The following is a 16,985-nucleotide window of genomic DNA, read 5'->3' as shown; positions in this document are numbered from 1 at the left end:
TATAATAAAATAACACGAAAAAATATAAAAACACAATGGAGAAGATGTGTCTTTTCATAATAAAAACGTGCATTCGCGAAGAGGAACGCACGCTTTTCTTATTTTATCCCAATGGAAGCGTTTGAAAACGAAACTTGCCCAATTTTCATATATTTTTCATAACGTTTTTCGATTAATTCATCTTTCGAAATTCCGTTTAATTGTTCAAAAGTTTTTCTAATTATTAAGTCTATATTTTCTGACTGTTTCAAAATATTACGGTGAGCTCCACCTTTTGTCTCTGGAATAATTTCATCAATTACACCTAATTCTTTCAAATCTGCTGCTGTAATTTTCATTGCCTCTGCAGCTTCCTTTGCTTTTCCTGCATCTTTCCAAAGAATTGCCGCTGCACCCTCTGGTGTAATAACAGAATAAGTGGAATTTTCTAGCATATGAATGTAATCTCCTACTCCAAGGCCTAGCGCACCACCACTACCGCCTTCACCGATAACGATACAAATAACTGGTACCGTTAAACCTGCCATCTCAAATAGGTTGCGGGCAATAGCTTCACTTTGTCCACGTTCTTCAGCTGCTTTACCAGGATAAGCTCCCTTCGTATCGATGAAACAAATAATAGGACGATTAAACTTTTCCGCTTGTTTCATGAGACGCAGTGCTTTTCGATATCCTTCTGGATGAGGCATTCCAAAGTTACGGCGAATATTTTCTTTCGTATCTTTTCCGCGCTGATGCCCAATTACAGTTACAGGCATCCCTTTATATTTCGCAATGCCGCCGACAATCGCTGCATCATCGCCAAATAGACGATCTCCATGACATTCGAAAAAATCAGTAAATAAGTGCTCAATATAATCGAGCGTTGTCGGTCGTTCTGCATGACGAGCAATTTGAACACGGTCCCATACTTTTAGATTGCCGTATATATCTTCCTCTAAATTTTCTAGCTTTTCTTCCAAAATACGAATCTCCTCACTGAAGTCCATCTGGCTGTTTTTCGTATAGTCTTTCAGTTCACGAATCTTATTTCTTAGCTCAACAACTGGTTTTTCAAATTCTAGCTCTGCCATACAGCCACTTCCCCTCCTTGATGAACTTCTAAAATCTTACGAAGCGATTCTCTCATATCATCACGATGCACCACCGCATCTAATTGACCATGATCTAGTAAGAATTCTGCCGTTTGGAAATCTTCCGGTAGTTTCTCACGCACCGTTTGTTCAATTACACGTCTACCAGCAAATCCGATAAGTGCACCTGGTTCTGCAAGATTATAATCACCAAGTGAAGCGAAACTCGCTGAAACCCCGCCCGTCGTTGGGTGAGTCATAACAGAAATAAATAATCCTCCTGCATTACTATGCTTTTTCAAAGCTACGCTTGTTTTTGCCATTTGCATTAAACTTAATATACCTTCTTGCATACGGGCACCACCCGAAGCAGTAAAGATAATAAATGGAACTTGTAAGTCGTACGCCTTTTCAACCGCACGGGCGATTTTTTCTCCTACTACAGAGCCCATGCTCCCCATTCGAAAACGAGAATCCATTACTGCAACAACAACAAGCATGTCATCAATTGTTCCTTCACCAGTGACAACCGCTTCGTTCAATTCAGTCTTCTTACGATCGCTCTCTAGTTTCTCTTCATAACCTGGAAACTCGAGTGGATTTAATGAAACCATTTCTTTGTCATACTCACGGAATGACCCTTCGTCCAATATACTATCAAGACGTTCCCATGCATTCATAGGATGATGATATCCACAATTCACACATACTTTTAAATTTTTTAGAAGTTCTTTCGTATACATGATTTTTTTACATTCCGGACATTTTGTCATAACGCCATCTGGCACATCTTTTCGTACTTGTTCTGAAGGTATTGCAGCGTACTTTTTCTTTTTCACGAATAAATCTCTTAGCACAATTTGACCCCCTTCGTTGAGAGCTAAGGTTAGCGTAAGAAGAAAATGGGGCTAACACCAAAGTTTGATGTTAGCCTTATCTTCTCAATCTGTCTAATAACCTCACTCTTTACGTTTAACTTTAACCGCTACGCGGTAGAATGTTTGTCATAACGTGTCATGGTCATTTCGACAAATTTTATACATTACGAGTGAAACTGTATATTCTCTACTAATTCATCGTAAATTTTTAGTGCATCATTTTCTTGTTTTTCTTCCAAAGTAGCGTAAAGCTTTCTATACATATCGATAGAATCTCTTGAAACTTTACAAGAAAGCGTTGATACGTAATCATTTACGATCATCCAAATGCGATATAGTAAATAATTATCGACTTGTTCAATAAGTGTTTTAAAGAACGTTTGATGAAGCGTTGGGATTGAGTTTTCATTTCCTTCAAGTACTTGGTGTAATTTACTTAGCACTTTAGAAAACGTTTCTTTCGGTAAATTACATACAATTCGAATCATATCTTTCTCGAGTAATCGTTTCGTTTGTAATAAATCACGAATTGTTTTCTCATCTTGCAATAAGAACGGAGCAATTAATTGTACAAGACCGTTATCATAAAAGTTTCGAATAAAAGTCCCTTCACCACGTCTCGTTTCAATCAATCCTACCAGTTCTAAAGCACGCAATGCTTCTCTTACAGAGGAACGTCCTACGTTTAAGCGTGAACTTAACTCACGCTCAGACGGCAAACGATCCCCCGCCACCAATCCATCCTCTTCCATAATGGAGCGGATTTTTTTTACAATTTCGAGATATACTTTTGTATTTGATGATGTCAATGGAATTTCCTCGCTTATTCTTTACCAATCAGCGCTAATTGTTTTGTTTTTTCAGCGATCTCATTTGGATCTACTTGACGGCGAGCTACTCCTGTCTCCATTGCTGCTTTTGCAACGTAAGCCGCTACTTGAGGCGCTACACGCGCGTCAAATGGTGCCGGAATGATATAGTCTGCATTTAACTCATCTTCTGCTACAAGCTCAGCAATAGCCTGTACAGCTGCCATCTTCATTTCTTCGTTAATTTGTGTCGCATGTACGTCAAGTGCACCGCGGAAAATACCAGGGAACGCCAGTACATTATTTACTTGGTTCGGGAAGTCAGAACGACCTGTTCCAACAACAGCTGCGCCCGCTGCTTTTGCCAATTCTGGCATAATTTCTGGAACTGGATTCGCCATTGCAAAAATAATCGCATCGTCATTCATTGTACGAACCATCTCTTCTGTTAATGCACCTTCTGCAGATACACCAATGAATACGTCTGCACCTTGTACAACATCAGCTAAAGAACCTTCTATACGATTCTTATTTGTATATTTTGCAACTTCATCCTTCACCGGATTCATACCTGTAGGACGACCATCATAGATTGCCCCTTTACGGTCACACATAATAATGTCGCGTACACCATAGCGATATAAAAGTTTAATAATTGCAATACCTGCTGCACCTGCGCCATTTGCGACAACTTTAATGTCAGACATTTTCTTTCCAACTAATTTCAGTGCATTTACAAGACCTGCTACTGTTACAATAGCTGTTCCGTGTTGATCATCATGGAAGATAGGAATATTTGTTTCTTTTTTCAAACGCTCTTCAATAATGAAGCAGTTTGGTGCTGCGATATCTTCTAAGTTAACGCCGCCAAAAGTTGGCTCCATTAATTTTACAGTTTCAACAATTTTATCTACATCGTTTGTATTTAAGGCAATTGGGAATGCATCTACACCAGCAAAGCTCTTGAATAATACAGCTTTACCTTCCATTACTGGAAGAGATGCTTCAGGTCCAATGTTACCAAGACCAAGTACAGCTGTTCCATCTGTCACAACTGCTACCATATTTCCCTTCATCGTATATTCATATACCTTACTTTTATCGTCATAAATTTCTTTACAAGGTTCTGCAACCCCTGGAGAATATGCAAGACTTAAATCTTTTGCATTTTCTACTTTTACTTTTGATACAGTTTCTAATTTTCCTTGATGCACTTTATGCATGTGAAGTGCTTCTTCACGAAGTGTTGACAAACTATCCACTCTCCTCAAATTATTCTTGCTGATATCAATTTCTCCAAGTGGTCTGACCACGAACACTACTACTATAATAATCGAAGTGTAGGGAAATTGTCCATTATATTTTCACAACTACATTTTCTTCCCCGACAATTTCACGAAGTGCTCCTAAACATTCTTCACTTGGATGAATCGATAAACTCCGAGATAATTGTACCATTTTATGTTCCTTTTCATAATAAATTAGTACTTTCGCAAAACCTGAATAGTCGAACAATATTTTCGTAACCCGATTTAAAAGCTTTTTCTCATACTGAGATGGCAATTTCACGTAAACAGATGCGTCTTTCTTTTCTTCATAAACATCCATTTCCTCTAGCGGATATAGTCCATTTACAATCCATTGCAGCTTATGATTTCTTAGCTCAATCGTACCGTCAACTAAAACAATTGCTCCTTCTTGCAACTTATCCGAGAAATGTATATACGTTTCCGGGAAGAGGACCGCTTCCATTTCATCATTTTGATCACAGAATGTAATAAATGCCATCTTTTGAAACTTTTTCGTACGAATCACTCTAACACTTGTTATATACACAATAGCTCTTTGTACTTTTTTCTTGTGTCGCATCGCCTGAGCGAGAGATGGAATTTCTAATTCTTTTGCTAACTTCACATATTGCGCTGTCGGATAACTTGATAAATAAAAGCCAAGTACTTCTTTCTCTTTATTTAGTTGTTCAATAAAAGATAGCTCTTCTCCTTGTACATATTTTGATTTTGGAACAGCATCTCCTAAATCACGTGCGAGATTCGCGTACTCTAACGCCCCTTTAATACTTTTCCATAAATTCGTTCTCGAAACACCAAAATCATCAAAACATCCCGACCAGACGAAAGCTTCTAAATTACGCTCCGTTACGAACTTTGACGGCATACGGAGACAAAATTCAAATAAATCTTCGAACATTTTTTTCTCTCGTTCTTCTAATAATGCCGTCACTGTAGCCATTCCAATATTTCGGATCGAAAGTAAACTGTAACGTATCGCATTCCCTTCTATTTGGAAGTTATAACCACTTCTCTGAAGAGACGGCGGCAAAACGTGAAAACCTTTCCGCTTCGTTTCTCGTATATACTGTACAATTTTATCTTCATTTCCAATTGCGCTTGATAATAATGCCGTCATAAATTCCAGCGTATAGTTCGCTTTCAAATAGGCAAGCTGATATCCGATCATACTGTAAGCTACAGCGTGACTTCGGTTAAAACCGTAATTCGCAAATCTTACAATTAAATCATAAATTTTTTCAGCAGACGTCTCATCATATCCATTTCGCAAACATCCCTGGACGAAATGCTTACGTTCCTGATCTAAAATATCACGATTTTTTTTACTCACTGCACGGCGCAGTAAATCTGCTTCTCCAAGCGAAAACCCTGCTAACTTCGATGCAATTTGCATAATTTGTTCTTGGTATACAATGACGCCGTATGTTCTTTCTAAAATTGGCTTTAAATCCGGATGTAAATATTCGATTTTTCTTTTTCCATGTTTCGATTCAATAAAAGTCGGTATCTGTTCCATCGGTCCTGGTCTGTATAACGAGTTAACAGCTACGATATCTTCAAACTCATTCGGTTTTAACCCGCGAAGTACATTTCGCATACCGCCTGACTCAAGCTGGAATACACCTGTTGTATCTCCTCTCCCTAATAATTGGAATGTCTTTTCATCTTGAAGAGGTAAGTTTCTTATATCGATTTCTTTCCCAGTTTTGTTCGCGATAAATTTTATAATATTTTCAAGTAACGTTAAATTACGTAATCCTAAAAAGTCCATCTTAAGCAACCCAAGTTCTTCTAGCGCATCGGCTGGATATTGCGTAACATAAACATCGTTATGTCCTTCTTGAATTGCTACACTGCCTGTTAGCGGTTCTTGACTCATAATAACACCAGCCGCATGAATAGACGTATGACGTGGTAAACCTTCTACACGTTTTGCGATTTCAAACACACGCTCATGCAAAAGATTCCCTTGTATAAACTCACGAAGTGATTGTGATTCTTCATATGCATCTTTTAACGTTATACCAAGCTTTGATGGGATAAGTTTTGAAAATATATCAATATCTCGCGGCGGAAGCCCCATTACGCGGGCAATGTCTCTAATTGCCGCTTTTGCTGCAAGCGTACCAAACGTTACAATTTGCGCAACACGGAGCTGACCGTATTTATCTTTCACATAGCGAATCATCTCATCACGTCTTACGTCTGGAAAATCAATATCAATATCAGGAAGCGTCACACGTTCAGGATTTAAAAACCTTTCAAATAATAGATCGTATTCAATTGGATCAATATCTGTAATTTCTAATACGTATGAAACGAGTGAACCAGCTGCCGATCCACGACCTGGTCCTGTTAGAATATGATTTTCATGTGCATACTTCATAAAATCCCATACGATGAGGAAATAATCACTAAATCCCATACGAGAAATAACATTTAATTCATGATCCAAACGCTTTATATGCACTTCTTTCGGTTCACCATATCGTTTCCGCAAACCTTCTTCACAAACACGACGCAAGTATATATCACTCGTTTCATTAGACGGAACAGGAAACTTCGGAAGTTGATTTACATGGAACGGTATTTCTACTTGGCAACGCTCTGCAATTTTTATTGTATTTTGGATTGCTTCCGGCGCATGGGAAAATAGTGCTTCCATTTCATCCGATGACTTTAAATAATACTGATCTGTTTTCAGCCTCGGCCTATCTGGATCAGTCATTTTCGTTCCACTTTCAACAGATAGTAAACATTCGTGAACAAGCGCGTCACTTTGATTGATATAGCGCACATCATTTGTTGCAACGACTGGAATATTAACCCTACTAATAAATTCAGGTAGTTTCTCTTGTAAAAGCAACTCATCTTGAATTGCATGATGCTGCAAACTCATATAAAAATGGCCGAACATATTTTGATACGTGCGAGCTACTTCTTCAGCCTGACTCTCATTGTCTTCTAGTAATAATTGCTCAATTTCGCCATCTTTACCTGGCGAAATAGCAATTAATCCTTTCGCATAATGCGCAAGCCACTTCTTAGGAATACCTTCTTTGGACTTTGTCATAATACTGCTAGAAATCTTTAATAAATTTTGGTAGCCTATTTCATTCTCAGCAAGTAATACAAGCGGATAAGACCTTTCTTCTTCTTCACTAAAAATAGAAGCGGTTAATCCAATAACAGGCTGTATACCATGTTTCTTACATGCTTTATAAAACGGAATAACACCATACATAACATTTTCATCCGTAATAGCTAGCGATGAAAAACCAAGTTCTTTCGCCCTGACTACAAGCTCATCAATTTTACAAGCACTTTTTAATAAACTAAAAACGGTTTGACATTGTAAATGCACAAACTTCACTGTTGTACCCTCTCTTTACCTATTTGACTACTTTTATTATAGGTGATGAGGAAAGCGGAAATCAAAACATACTTCTTATACTTTGTCCATATATATGAAGAAGAAAGGGGAATGACGATGGATGTAAGAGAACATACTTTTTTCTCTCTGCTTATTATTAGTTATTTTATTGCCTTTGGGGTTATACTTGGCGGTTCATTAATTGGTGGATTTGGTGCGTTTCTTATCGGAAAACCAGCTCTAACTTACATTAATCAATTCGCCCAAAATTTAAGAATTTGGGCACTCGTTGCAGCAATCGGCGGAACATTCGATACCTTTTATAGCTTTGAAAGAAGTTTCTTTGGCGGAGATATGAAAGATATCGTAAAACAAATTCTCCTTATTTTTTTCGCAACTGGTGGTATGCAAACAGGTCTCATTATTATTAAATGGCTAACGCAGGAACATGTATGAGAGTACCAAGTGCCAATACAGCAAAAAGATGGTACTTAGTATTAGCTGGTGCTGCTGTTGGAGGCGTGTTGAGCTGGTTTATTTTTTTGTACATATACGGTGTTTTTCAACAAGAACAAGCTAGTAAAATAGCAGAACAAAGAGAAATTATAGAAAAACAAGAAGCAAAGCTCCACGTCCTTCTCGAAGATCAAGAAAAATTGAACACTGAAAATAAACGGCTCTTAACCATTCAAGAGATTAAAATAAAACTTATCAATCGAGAAAAATACGATTTAGACAATCTTACACTCGAAAATATGACTACATCTATTCATAATGATCTCCAGCATCTTTTAACGAAAAACATTCAAAGTATCGCAAAAAATAAAGACCTACTAAAAAAGGTAATCGAAAATAAAACATACAAACATTACGATCGCCTATACCGTTTTAAAGTCGATACAATATCTTTTGATACAGTGCTTGAAATTAGCATTACTATAGAGAAAGAAAAATAAAGAAGGAGGGCTTTAGCGCCGCTCCTTCTTTTCGTTCTAACATATAGTCTTTTATTTACAAATCTCACGTAAATCAGCAAAAAGACGATCCGCTTCTTCCCAAGAAGATGCCTTGGCACCAGAAGCCATCGGATGCCCTCCGCCGTTATATTGCATTGCCAATTTGTTTATAACTGGTCCTTTTGAACGAAGACGAACACGAATTACGTCATCTTCCTCTAAAAATAGAACCCACGCCTTTAATCCATCAATATTGCCAAGCGCTCCAACAACACCAGATGCTTCAGAAGGAAGTACATCAAACTCTTCTAATACTTCTTTCGTTAATTTAATGTAAGCTGCTCCTTCTTCTACCATCGTAAAGTTTTGTAAAATATAACCGTTTAAACGAGCAATTTTTTCTTTTGTCTTATACATTTCATTGTATAAATCTGTGAATTTCACACCCATATCAACAAGCTCACTTACGTAACGAAGTGTTTTTGCTGTCGTATTTGGGAATAAGAAACGACCTGTATCTCCAACAATTCCTGCTAAAATAAGGCGAGCTGCTTCTTTTGTTATTTTTAATCCTTTATCTTTTCCATAGTTATAAAACTCATAAATCATTTCACTTGTAGAACTCGCTGTCGTGTCTACCCACGTAATATCTCCATATGGATCTTCATTTGGATGATGATCAATTTTAATTAACATCTTCCCTTTTGTATAGCGTTGATCGTCAACCCGTTCTTGATTCGCAGTATCACAAACAATAACAAGCGCATTTTCGTATACACTATCTTCAATATCATCCATTACTCGTAAGTATGCTAGTGACGGTTCATTGTACCCAACCGTATAAATATTTTTCTCTGGAAACGATTCTTGTAGAATTGTACCAAGACCACCCTGTGAACCTAACGCATCTGGGTCCGGACGCACGTGGCGATGAATAATAATTGTATCAAACTCTTTAATTGCTCCTAAAATTTGCTCATGCATATGTATAATCTCCTTTTTAATCAACTTCTTCACTTTATCCTCCATTATAACGGAAAGTATTTCATACATGCGAACAATTGCTTTATAATAAAAGTTAGAAAGTTTAGATATTTCTTTTTCTTTTCTATTATTTTTCACAAAGCGATGGGAGTGTTCACTATGCCAGTATTAGTCTTCTGTATTATCGTCTCATTTATGTTGTACCTCTTTTACAAAACAAAATACTTTCGTACAAACCGCCCAATGGAGAAAGGTTGGCTCTCAGGAAAATCCGCAATGGCACTCGGTTCATTCGTTTTATTTTTCGGGATAAACCAATTCTTTTTAGAACTTTCAACCGCTCGTATTATCGTTGGTGTTTTATTCGTTCTATTTGGTAGTGCAAGTGTATTTAACGGGTTTCGCCAATACAAACATTTCTTGCCATTAGCAGTTAAAGAAGCCGAAGTCTATGAAGCAACATAAAAAAGCATCAATATTGTGATGCTTTTTTACGTCCCTTAACTTTCAAAATCATATATGCAACAAACGCAGATGGTATATTAAATGGGTTACCTTGTACATGAAAATGTAGTTGTTCTTCTCCAAAAGACATTTTTTCATATAGCTCTCGCTGAGATAATCCTGTCTTTTCCTTTTTTTCATGTAAACCTTGTAAATATAAATATTGGATCGGTATCATTACAAGAAAGTAAAATAGTGCGATACTACCAAAAAAGAGTACGGCTGACGACATAATGCATACCACCTTTCAGAAATCCATTTTCTTACAATATAATCATAACACAATATACAACCAAATTGAATTACTATTCTGTCTTTTCTTACGTTACTTTTCCACTCCACTCCATACATATTTCACTAAAACTCCCATCTAAAATCATGCCTTTCAAATTTAAAACAACAAAAAAAGATGGAACAAATCAAAACGATTTGTTCCATCTTTTTATTTATCGATTAACTGCACCATAAGTAATGCCTTTCCAACAACATTACCTTCATGATGCACCTCTACATCGACCTTACCAAATTTACGCCCAATTTCTAATACTTTCGGATGAACAGATACAACATTATCAATTTGAACCGGCTTTACGAAATAAATCGTTAAGTTTTCAACAATTAAATCGCTTTTCTTTTGCGCACGAATGACGCGATTTGTCGCTTCTGTCACAATTGTTGCAAATACACCGTACGATAACGTTCCGATTGAGTTCGTCATTTGCGGCGTCACCGAAAATTGATATAGATGCTCATTCTTCGCTTCTTTCGGCGTCATAAATTGATTCGTTACAATATCATCAATGGTTTCTCCAACTTGTGGCTGCCGTTGAATCATTTGCAGTGCCTGAAGTACATCTTGACGGCTAATAATACCTTGTAGTTTATTTCCTTCATCAACAACAGGAAGTAACTCAATACCTTCCCACACCATCATACGTGCCGCAGCTGCGACAGACATTTTACCGTTCACTGTAATTGGGTGTTTTGTCATCACTTTATCAATTGGTGTTTCTTTCGCTACACCGATCATATCTTTTGAAGTCACGATTCCTAGCACTTTGTTACTTTCATCAACAATCGGATACCTTCCGTGCATCGTCTCTTCATTATAGGCATGCCATTGCTGCACTGTATCATTTGGCTTTAAATATAACGTTTCTTCAATTGGCGTTAAAATATCTTCAACGAGTACAATTTCTTTCTTAATAAGCTGATCGTAAATCGCACGGTTAATTAACGTTGCAACTGTAAAGGTATCGTAACTACTTGAAATAATCGGCAGTTTTAATTCATCTGCTAATTTCTTCACATGATCTTCCGTATCAAATCCGCCCGTAATTAATACAGCGGCTCCAGTTTCTAACGCTAATTGATGTGCGTTCGTACGGTTACCGACAATAAGTAAGTTCCCAGCTTCTGTATAGCGCATCATCGCTTCTAATTTCATTGCCCCGATTACGAATTTATTTAACGTTTTATGTAGTCCTTCTCTGCCTCCAAGTACTTGACCGTCGACAATGTTAACGACTTCTGCATATGTCAGTTTTTCGATATTCTCTTTCTTCTTTTGTTCAATTCGAATTGTTCCGACACGTTCAATTGTACTAACATACCCTTTATTTTCTGCATCTTTAATTGCACGGTAAGCGGTCCCTTCACTTACACTCAAATCTTTCGCAATTTGTCTTACAGAAATTTTATGGCCTACTGGCAGGCTATTAATATGTTCTAAAATTTGGTTATGCTTGGTAGCCAAATGGTTTCACCATACTTTCTTTTCCCTAAATTCTTCATGTGTTGTACTTTCAGTATACTATATTTTCAAAACTGTTACACTCTCTCTTTGCATACCTGTACTATTTTTTTTATAACAAAATGACTCTTACATTCCACCAGTCATTCTATTACAACAATGTAATGCTATTGTCATCTCATTCGATAGTTCGCACACTTGATTACCTATACAATTAAGACAAGAAATAAAACAAAGGAGCGAACACATGATGAAAAAACTTTTAGAGGTTGTAGGTGCTGTATTTTTAGCTTTCGTAGATGGGAAAAAAGTTACAATGGAATTGAATGAAACACCTGAACAGCCACGTACCAAAAGAAAAGAATCACCAAAACAAATACAAGTATTAAAAGCTGTCCTACACACGTAAAAACCCTTCACTTTTCTTTTCAAATGAAGGGTTTCTTTTCTATAGTGTAATACTTTCTCCAGCTTCTAATACTTTCCCTGTACAATTTTGTAGCTTTTCTACAAATTGATATGGATCTTGTTCAATAACTGGGAACGTATTGTAATGCATCGGTACAACAGTTTTCGCATTAATCCATTTTGCCGCTAGTACAGCATCTTCTGGTCCCATTGTGAAATTATCACCAATTGGTAAAAATGCTAGATCAACTTTATTTAATTCCCCAATTAACTTCATATCAGAGAATAGTGCAGTATCTCCTGCATGGTATACAGTTCTCTCTTCTGCTGTAAATAAAATACCTGCTGGCATACCTGTATATGTAATCGTCTTATTTTCTTCATCAATATAACTAGAGCCGTGGAATGCTTGTGTAAACTTCACTTTTCCGAAGTCAAATTCATGTGAACCACCAATATGCATCGGGTGTGTATTTACACCTTGCCAATTTAAAAATGTTGCTAGTTCAAATGGCGCTACAACAACTGCATTATTTTTCTTCGCAAGTTCTACTGTATCTCCAACATGATCACCGTGTCCATGCGATAAAAGAATTGCATCCACTTTTACATCTTCAGCTTTTAAATCTGTTCTCGGATTACCTGTTAAAAACGGGTCAATTAAAATAACTTTTCCATTCGTCTCAATTTTCACAACTGAATGTCCATGATAAGATACTTTCATTATTACATTCCTCCCCTATTCACATTCTCACTTTTTATTCTACATGATTTTTCAATCCCCTGTCTTTTCTAACATCTATTTACTTGTCATAACGCTTTCTTCCGAGTTAAAGTTATATTTGTAATTAAATATCTCGGGGGTGCCAATCGATGAATGCTAGATTAGAAAATTTAATGCAATGGCTAAAAGAAAAAAACGTAGAAGCTGCGTTCTTAACTTCTACACCGAACGTCTTCTACATGACAAACTTCCACTGTGAACCACACGAAAGACTTCTTGGTATGTTTGTATTCCAAGAAAAAGAACCTATTTTAATTTGCCCTAAAATGGAAGAAGGTCAAGCGCGTAACGCTGGCTGGGCACATGAAATTATCGGATTTACTGATACTGACAGACCATGGGATATGATTGCAAAAGCAATTAAAGACCGCGGCATCAATGCAAATGCAGTTGCAATTGAAAAAGAACATTTAAACGTAGAGCGCTACGAAGAATTAACGAAATTATTCCCAAATGCAGCTTTCAAATCAGCTGAGGAGAAAGTTCGCGAACTTCGTTTAATTAAAGATGAAAAAGAACTTTCTATTTTACGCGAAGCAGCTAAAATGGCGGACTATGCTGTTGAAGTTGGTGTAAATGCAATTAAAGAAAACCGCAGCGAGCTAGAAGTATTAGCAATTATTGAACACGAATTAAAAACAAAAGGCATACATAAAATGTCATTTGATACGATGGTATTAGCAGGTGCGAACTCTGCTCTTCCACACGGTATTCCTGGCGCAAACAAAATGAAACGCGGCGATTTCGTACTATTTGATTTAGGCGTAATCATTGATGGTTATTGCTCTGATATTACACGTACAGTAGCATTCGGTGAGATTTCTGAAGAGCAAACTCGCATTTACAACACTGTACTTGCTGGACAACTACAAGCAGTTGAAGCATGTAAACCGGGTGTTACACTTGGCGCAATCGACAACGCTGCACGTTCTGTTATCGCAGATGCAGGTTACGGTGACTTCTTCCCACACCGCCTTGGTCACGGACTTGGAATTAGCGTACACGAATATCCAGATGTAAAAGCTGGCAACGAGTCTCCATTAAAAGAAGGTATGGTCTTCACAATCGAGCCAGGTATTTACGTACCAAACGTAGGTGGCGTTCGTATTGAAGATGATATTTACATCACAAAAGACGGATCAGAAATTTTAACGAAGTTCCCGAAAGAGTTACAATTTGTAAAATAATAAAAAAGGCAGCTTGATTGCTGCCTTTTTTATTTCTCTACTATTTCAAATTTAGCACCATCTTCTCCTCATACTTATCATCCCATTTAATCACAATCTCTATTGGTTCATCTTTAGAGATAGGCGCGCAACTTACACAAGAAGACTTCATTTCAACCTTTGCTCCTCTATGAACTTCTGACGTTTGTGTCATTGTACTAAAGGCTCCATTAATAGCAATCTCTAAATTCTTAAATTCTGTATTCCCATCTCCGCCCTTATACTGAAACGTAAACACTCCATCTTCACTGTCGTCCTTAATATGGCCCTTATATTGTCCCGTCCAACTTTTGCTCTCGCTAGAAAAAGTAACATACGAAATGGAACAGCTTCCTAAAAAGAAAATACTAATGAAAAAGAATAATGCTCTCTTCATAATGCCCACCTCCATTCAAAAGCACTTATTTATTGTCTATTTCTTCCTCTTATTATACTATTAAAATACAGAATTTTCTAAAATAGGTGGTTTATATGTTACAACAACAGTTAGAAGAAATTCGTAATAATCATTACGTAATGGATACAATTAACATGGATTCTTTAATTTCCAATATGCTTAAACATATCGGTGTTACCGATAGCTATTTAAGGGACAAACTTATTTGCTCTACTTTTTACCATCTCATCAAAAAGGACTACCTTTCACACACACAATTACAGAAACTATTATTAGAAAGCATCAGTGACAAATATTTATTGTATAAAATTCATTCGGATGACGAAGATGCGGTATTTACCCGTGCATTTACAACATTATTAATTGCACTCATTATTGATGCCGATACAAATCATAATTTCTTATCACAGGCTGATCTTTTACATGTAAAAGATCGATTAGTGTTATATATGAACAACGAGCATGATTTCCGCGGATATGTGCAAGACCACGGCTGGGCACATAGTATCGCTCACGCTTCTGATACATTTGAGGCGCTTGTTCGTAGTCCTAAACTGGAAACTTTATATTACGAAGAAATATTACAAACTTTATTAAACAAAGTTTGTGTCCATTCTATTTACTACAAATATGAAGAAGACGAACGTCTCGTTTATCCGATTGTCGCAATGCTACAAAATGGTCTAAAGGAAGAGGTACTCCTATTAGCCCTTCATGAATTAGTAGCTCAATTACCCGTCAAAAAACAGACATTACATACCGAATCGTACGAGTACCTATACGGAAATATAAAATCTTTCTTACGTAGTTTGTTTTTCCGACTACGCACACTGTCTATATGTGAAGAAACCGAATGCAAAATTGAAAAATTGCTGCAAGACCTTCCAAAATATTATTAAAAAAAGAAGGCCACTTAGAAAGTGCCTTCTTCTATTTCACTAATATTTAATTGAAATTTCACGATCCAAACTGAGAAAAGGTGGACAAGAAGCGCAAACGCCATACATGCTCCGCTTAAAAAAGTTAGTATAGGATGCGAATACACGTGCCCCAATCCATAGGATATCGCCACGAAAAACATTGTTATGTAAATATAAATTGCTCCATGTATTTGCCTCATATAAACCTCCTTTTCCCATATTATAACATAAGTTTTCTGATTATTCACATTAATTACTCGTAATCAATATTTCTCAACTGTTACACCTCTTACAGCAGCCTTAATATACGGTGACCCTTGTAAACTTTGTAAATCCTCTTTTTCCTGTTACGACTACACCGTATATTGGTAAGTCTTTTGGTTTGGTGTTTTTTATTTCTTTATCCCGCATTAACAGGCAGTAAGACCCCACATCAAAATTCAGCGGAAGCAAAGAAGTTAGGTGGGGGGCGGACTGCTCGTAAAAGCCCGATTGGTGAGGGCTGATAATCAGTGGGGGATGCCCCCCACTGATTAAAGTTTCACTTTATAGTTTATCCTAAAATATTCTCGATATCCCTCTTTATTTTCACTTAAAGATATCCAAATACAGCTTTTATAAATTTTTCCATAGTAAAAAGCACATTTATTTTGATGTGCTCTTCACATATAATTTAGTAAAATATGAACCATTTTTTTGAAACAAAAACTCCCACTCATCTCTCCCCATACTATCGTTATGACTTAGTTGCCATAATAATTGAACGAGGATAAAATCCCAGCTTTTCATAAAATGATACAGCTTCATTTCCATACACTACTGTTAATTCAATTTCATCTATCTTTTTCACTTTAAACCATTCCACTGCACTATTCATTAATTTCAAACCAAATCCGTTTCTTCGGTATTTTTCATCAACAAATAAAACTTCAATCTTTCCGCTTACGCTTTTACTATACGCTATACAAAATCCTAATATATTATCTGTTTCTGACTCAATCAATAATTCAATTCTATATTCTCCGTACTTTGAGTTCTTTTTATAATTTTCAATACGTTCCTCAAATGTCATTCTTGGGTAATCGCCAGAAAAATATTTTGATTTATTATTATGATATTCATGCAATTTATTTAAGGATTCTCTTATTATCTCTATTTCATCGAGAGTGATATATTTATTACTAATTCTCATCCTATAGCATCTCCAATAATATATATTTCAGCAAAAAAATAAGACTGTTTTTTGTTCACAAAATATTACTCTATTATTCCATCGCTTCCCTCACAACATCTTGAATCATAACAACTTCCGTTTTCATATCAACAGATGGTGCTTCTTCATCAATACATTCATGCCAAAATTCCAAGTGCTTTTTATCGATTTCATAATGAGAATTTTCGACAAGAGCCCCGCCTTCTCCTTGCACAGAATACCAATATAAGTATTCTTCTCCATCTCTTATTTCCCGGAAAATTGTCTCAACGTACATCTTTTCGTCGTTTAATGTCAAAAGCACTTCTTTCATATTGTCATTAAGAAGCTGCATCCATTCATCTACACGATGACTTTTACCTTGTTTCACTTTGAATCTCGTTAATTCCACATTCAT

At 36.6% G+C, this 16,985-nt stretch carries 19 protein-coding genes and 1 pseudogene; 6 read left to right on the top strand and 14 right to left on the bottom strand.

All coding sequences use genetic code 11. The features are described from left to right. Positions 1–98: 98 nt before the first annotated feature. The 5 genes from accA to dnaE all read right to left on the bottom strand — a co-directional run bounded on the left by accA (position 99) and on the right by dnaE (position 7,443). The gene (gene accA, locus ACK1U5_RS16615) at positions 99–1,073 is read right to left on the bottom strand and encodes an acetyl-CoA carboxylase carboxyl transferase subunit alpha (protein ID WP_000818807.1); all 975 of its coding nucleotides are present in this window, start codon (positions 1,071–1,073) and stop codon (positions 99–101) included. Next, positions 1,061–1,930, bottom strand: a complete 870-nt coding sequence (gene accD / locus ACK1U5_RS16610; protein ID WP_000942857.1) for an acetyl-CoA carboxylase, carboxyltransferase subunit beta — start codon at positions 1,928–1,930, stop codon at positions 1,061–1,063. Before accD ends, accA begins: the two co-directional genes overlap by 13 nt. A gap of 185 nt (positions 1,931–2,115) precedes the next feature. Next, entirely contained in the window at positions 2,116–2,760 is a 645-nt protein-coding gene (locus ACK1U5_RS16605; RefSeq protein ID WP_000204440.1) for a FadR/GntR family transcriptional regulator, read from the bottom strand. A gap of 14 nt (positions 2,761–2,774) precedes the next feature. Next, positions 2,775–3,983: an NAD(P)-dependent malic enzyme gene (locus tag ACK1U5_RS16600; protein WP_161508111.1), complete on the bottom strand. Its 1,209-nt coding sequence runs from the start codon at positions 3,981–3,983 to the stop codon at positions 2,775–2,777. A 133-nt stretch (positions 3,984–4,116) separates the two neighbouring features. Further along, a complete protein-coding gene (dnaE, locus tag ACK1U5_RS16595; protein WP_000673729.1) occupies positions 4,117–7,443 on the bottom strand; it encodes a DNA polymerase III subunit alpha in 3,327 nt (1,108 codons plus the stop codon). 42 nt (positions 7,444–7,485) lie between these two features. Here dnaE and ACK1U5_RS16590 point away from each other — a divergent pair, with 42 nt between their 5' ends. Next, on the top strand, positions 7,486–7,899 hold the full coding sequence (locus ACK1U5_RS16590) for a YtrH family sporulation protein (protein WP_002005839.1): 414 nt from the start codon (positions 7,486–7,488) through the stop codon (positions 7,897–7,899). Further along, a complete protein-coding gene (gene ytrI / locus ACK1U5_RS16585) occupies positions 7,896–8,399 on the top strand; it encodes a sporulation membrane protein YtrI (protein WP_001265740.1) in 504 nt (167 codons plus the stop codon). The genes ACK1U5_RS16590 and ytrI overlap by 4 nt, the downstream gene beginning before the upstream one ends. A gap of 51 nt (positions 8,400–8,450) precedes the next feature. Here the strand turns inward: ytrI and ACK1U5_RS16580 are convergent, their stop codons facing one another. Further along, on the bottom strand, positions 8,451–9,383 hold the full coding sequence (locus ACK1U5_RS16580) for a DHH family phosphoesterase (RefSeq protein ID WP_000545136.1): 933 nt from the start codon (positions 9,381–9,383) through the stop codon (positions 8,451–8,453). Between the two features lie 159 nt (positions 9,384–9,542). On the opposite strand from ACK1U5_RS16580, the gene ACK1U5_RS16575 reads away from it, so the two are divergent. After that, entirely contained in the window at positions 9,543–9,848 is a 306-nt protein-coding gene (locus tag ACK1U5_RS16575) for a YtpI family protein (RefSeq protein WP_001144776.1), read from the top strand. Positions 9,849–9,855: 7 nt separating this feature from the next. On the opposite strand, the gene ACK1U5_RS16570 is transcribed toward ACK1U5_RS16575, so the two are convergent. Beyond that, the gene (locus ACK1U5_RS16570; protein WP_000093045.1) at positions 9,856–10,119 is read right to left on the bottom strand and encodes a DUF3949 domain-containing protein; all 264 of its coding nucleotides are present in this window, start codon (positions 10,117–10,119) and stop codon (positions 9,856–9,858) included. A 210-nt stretch (positions 10,120–10,329) separates the two neighbouring features. Next, positions 10,330–11,643, bottom strand: a complete 1,314-nt coding sequence (locus tag ACK1U5_RS16565) for a CBS domain-containing protein (RefSeq protein ID WP_000201590.1) — start codon at positions 11,641–11,643, stop codon at positions 10,330–10,332. A gap of 244 nt (positions 11,644–11,887) precedes the next feature. On the opposite strand from ACK1U5_RS16565, the gene ACK1U5_RS16560 reads away from it, so the two are divergent. After that, positions 11,888–12,049 carry a hypothetical protein gene (locus ACK1U5_RS16560; RefSeq protein WP_000976306.1) on the top strand — a complete coding sequence of 54 codons (162 nt, stop codon included), beginning with the start codon at positions 11,888–11,890 and terminating at the stop codon, positions 12,047–12,049. Between the two features lie 39 nt (positions 12,050–12,088). Here ACK1U5_RS16560 and ACK1U5_RS16555 read toward each other — a convergent pair whose 3' ends face one another. Beyond that, positions 12,089–12,772, bottom strand: a complete 684-nt coding sequence (locus ACK1U5_RS16555; protein WP_113710599.1) for a metal-dependent hydrolase — start codon at positions 12,770–12,772, stop codon at positions 12,089–12,091. Between the two features lie 149 nt (positions 12,773–12,921). Between ACK1U5_RS16555 and pepQ the strand changes: the two genes are divergently transcribed. Continuing rightward, the gene (gene pepQ / locus ACK1U5_RS16550; RefSeq protein WP_000994032.1) at positions 12,922–14,019 is read left to right on the top strand and encodes a Xaa-Pro dipeptidase; all 1,098 of its coding nucleotides are present in this window, start codon (positions 12,922–12,924) and stop codon (positions 14,017–14,019) included. A 40-nt stretch (positions 14,020–14,059) separates the two neighbouring features. On the opposite strand, the gene ACK1U5_RS16545 is transcribed toward pepQ, so the two are convergent. Then, entirely contained in the window at positions 14,060–14,434 is a 375-nt protein-coding gene (locus ACK1U5_RS16545) for a hypothetical protein (protein ID WP_000816711.1), read from the bottom strand. A 95-nt stretch (positions 14,435–14,529) separates the two neighbouring features. Between ACK1U5_RS16545 and ACK1U5_RS16540 the strand changes: the two genes are divergently transcribed. After that, positions 14,530–15,354, top strand: coding sequence for a DUF2785 domain-containing protein (locus ACK1U5_RS16540; RefSeq protein WP_000941455.1), 825 nt, complete (start codon positions 14,530–14,532; stop codon positions 15,352–15,354). A 14-nt stretch (positions 15,355–15,368) separates the two neighbouring features. Here ACK1U5_RS16540 and ACK1U5_RS16535 read toward each other — a convergent pair whose 3' ends face one another. From ACK1U5_RS16535 to ACK1U5_RS16520, 4 genes and pseudogenes are all read right to left on the bottom strand, one after another. Beyond that, complete coding sequence (locus ACK1U5_RS16535; protein ID WP_001248905.1) at positions 15,369–15,575, bottom strand: hypothetical protein; 207 nt, start codon at positions 15,573–15,575, stop codon at positions 15,369–15,371. A 63-nt stretch (positions 15,576–15,638) separates the two neighbouring features. Continuing rightward, positions 15,639–15,777, bottom strand: a pseudogene (locus tag ACK1U5_RS16530) (anti sigma factor C-terminal domain-containing protein); the annotation flags it as partial. 334 nt (positions 15,778–16,111) lie between these two features. Next, the gene (locus tag ACK1U5_RS16525; protein ID WP_001222923.1) at positions 16,112–16,567 is read right to left on the bottom strand and encodes a GNAT family N-acetyltransferase; all 456 of its coding nucleotides are present in this window, start codon (positions 16,565–16,567) and stop codon (positions 16,112–16,114) included. A 73-nt stretch (positions 16,568–16,640) separates the two neighbouring features. Further along, positions 16,641–16,985: a DUF6176 family protein gene (locus ACK1U5_RS16520; RefSeq protein WP_001100230.1), complete on the bottom strand. Its 345-nt coding sequence runs from the start codon at positions 16,983–16,985 to the stop codon at positions 16,641–16,643.

Source organism: Bacillus sp. XB1 (genome assembly GCF_053557995.1).
This window is presented reverse-complemented; position numbering and strand designations above follow the sequence as displayed.

Coding starts and splice junctions, on each gene's coding strand:
- accA (WP_000818807.1), bottom strand. CDS start 1,073: ATGGCAGAGCTAGAATTTGAAAAACCAGTTGTTGAGCTAAGAAATAAG.
- ACK1U5_RS16600 (WP_161508111.1), bottom strand. CDS start 3,983: ATGCATAAAGTGCATCAAGGAAAATTAGAAACTGTATCAAAAGTAAAA.
- ytrI (WP_001265740.1), top strand. CDS start 7,896: ATGAGAGTACCAAGTGCCAATACAGCAAAAAGATGGTACTTAGTATTA.
- ACK1U5_RS16580 (WP_000545136.1), bottom strand. CDS start 9,383: ATGCATGAGCAAATTTTAGGAGCAATTAAAGAGTTTGATACAATTATT.
- ACK1U5_RS16575 (WP_001144776.1), top strand. CDS start 9,543: ATGCCAGTATTAGTCTTCTGTATTATCGTCTCATTTATGTTGTACCTC.
- ACK1U5_RS16570 (WP_000093045.1), bottom strand. CDS start 10,119: ATGTCGTCAGCCGTACTCTTTTTTGGTAGTATCGCACTATTTTACTTT.
- ACK1U5_RS16560 (WP_000976306.1), top strand. CDS start 11,888: ATGATGAAAAAACTTTTAGAGGTTGTAGGTGCTGTATTTTTAGCTTTC.
- ACK1U5_RS16555 (WP_113710599.1), bottom strand. CDS start 12,772: ATGAAAGTATCTTATCATGGACATTCAGTTGTGAAAATTGAGACGAAT.
- pepQ (WP_000994032.1), top strand. CDS start 12,922: ATGAATGCTAGATTAGAAAATTTAATGCAATGGCTAAAAGAAAAAAAC.
- ACK1U5_RS16545 (WP_000816711.1), bottom strand. CDS start 14,434: ATGAAGAGAGCATTATTCTTTTTCATTAGTATTTTCTTTTTAGGAAGC.
- ACK1U5_RS16540 (WP_000941455.1), top strand. CDS start 14,530: ATGTTACAACAACAGTTAGAAGAAATTCGTAATAATCATTACGTAATG.
- ACK1U5_RS16535 (WP_001248905.1), bottom strand. CDS start 15,575: ATGAGGCAAATACATGGAGCAATTTATATTTACATAACAATGTTTTTC.
- ACK1U5_RS16525 (WP_001222923.1), bottom strand. CDS start 16,567: ATGAGAATTAGTAATAAATATATCACTCTCGATGAAATAGAGATAATA.
- ACK1U5_RS16520 (WP_001100230.1), bottom strand. CDS start 16,985: ATGAATGTGGAATTAACGAGATTCAAAGTGAAACAAGGTAAAAGTCAT.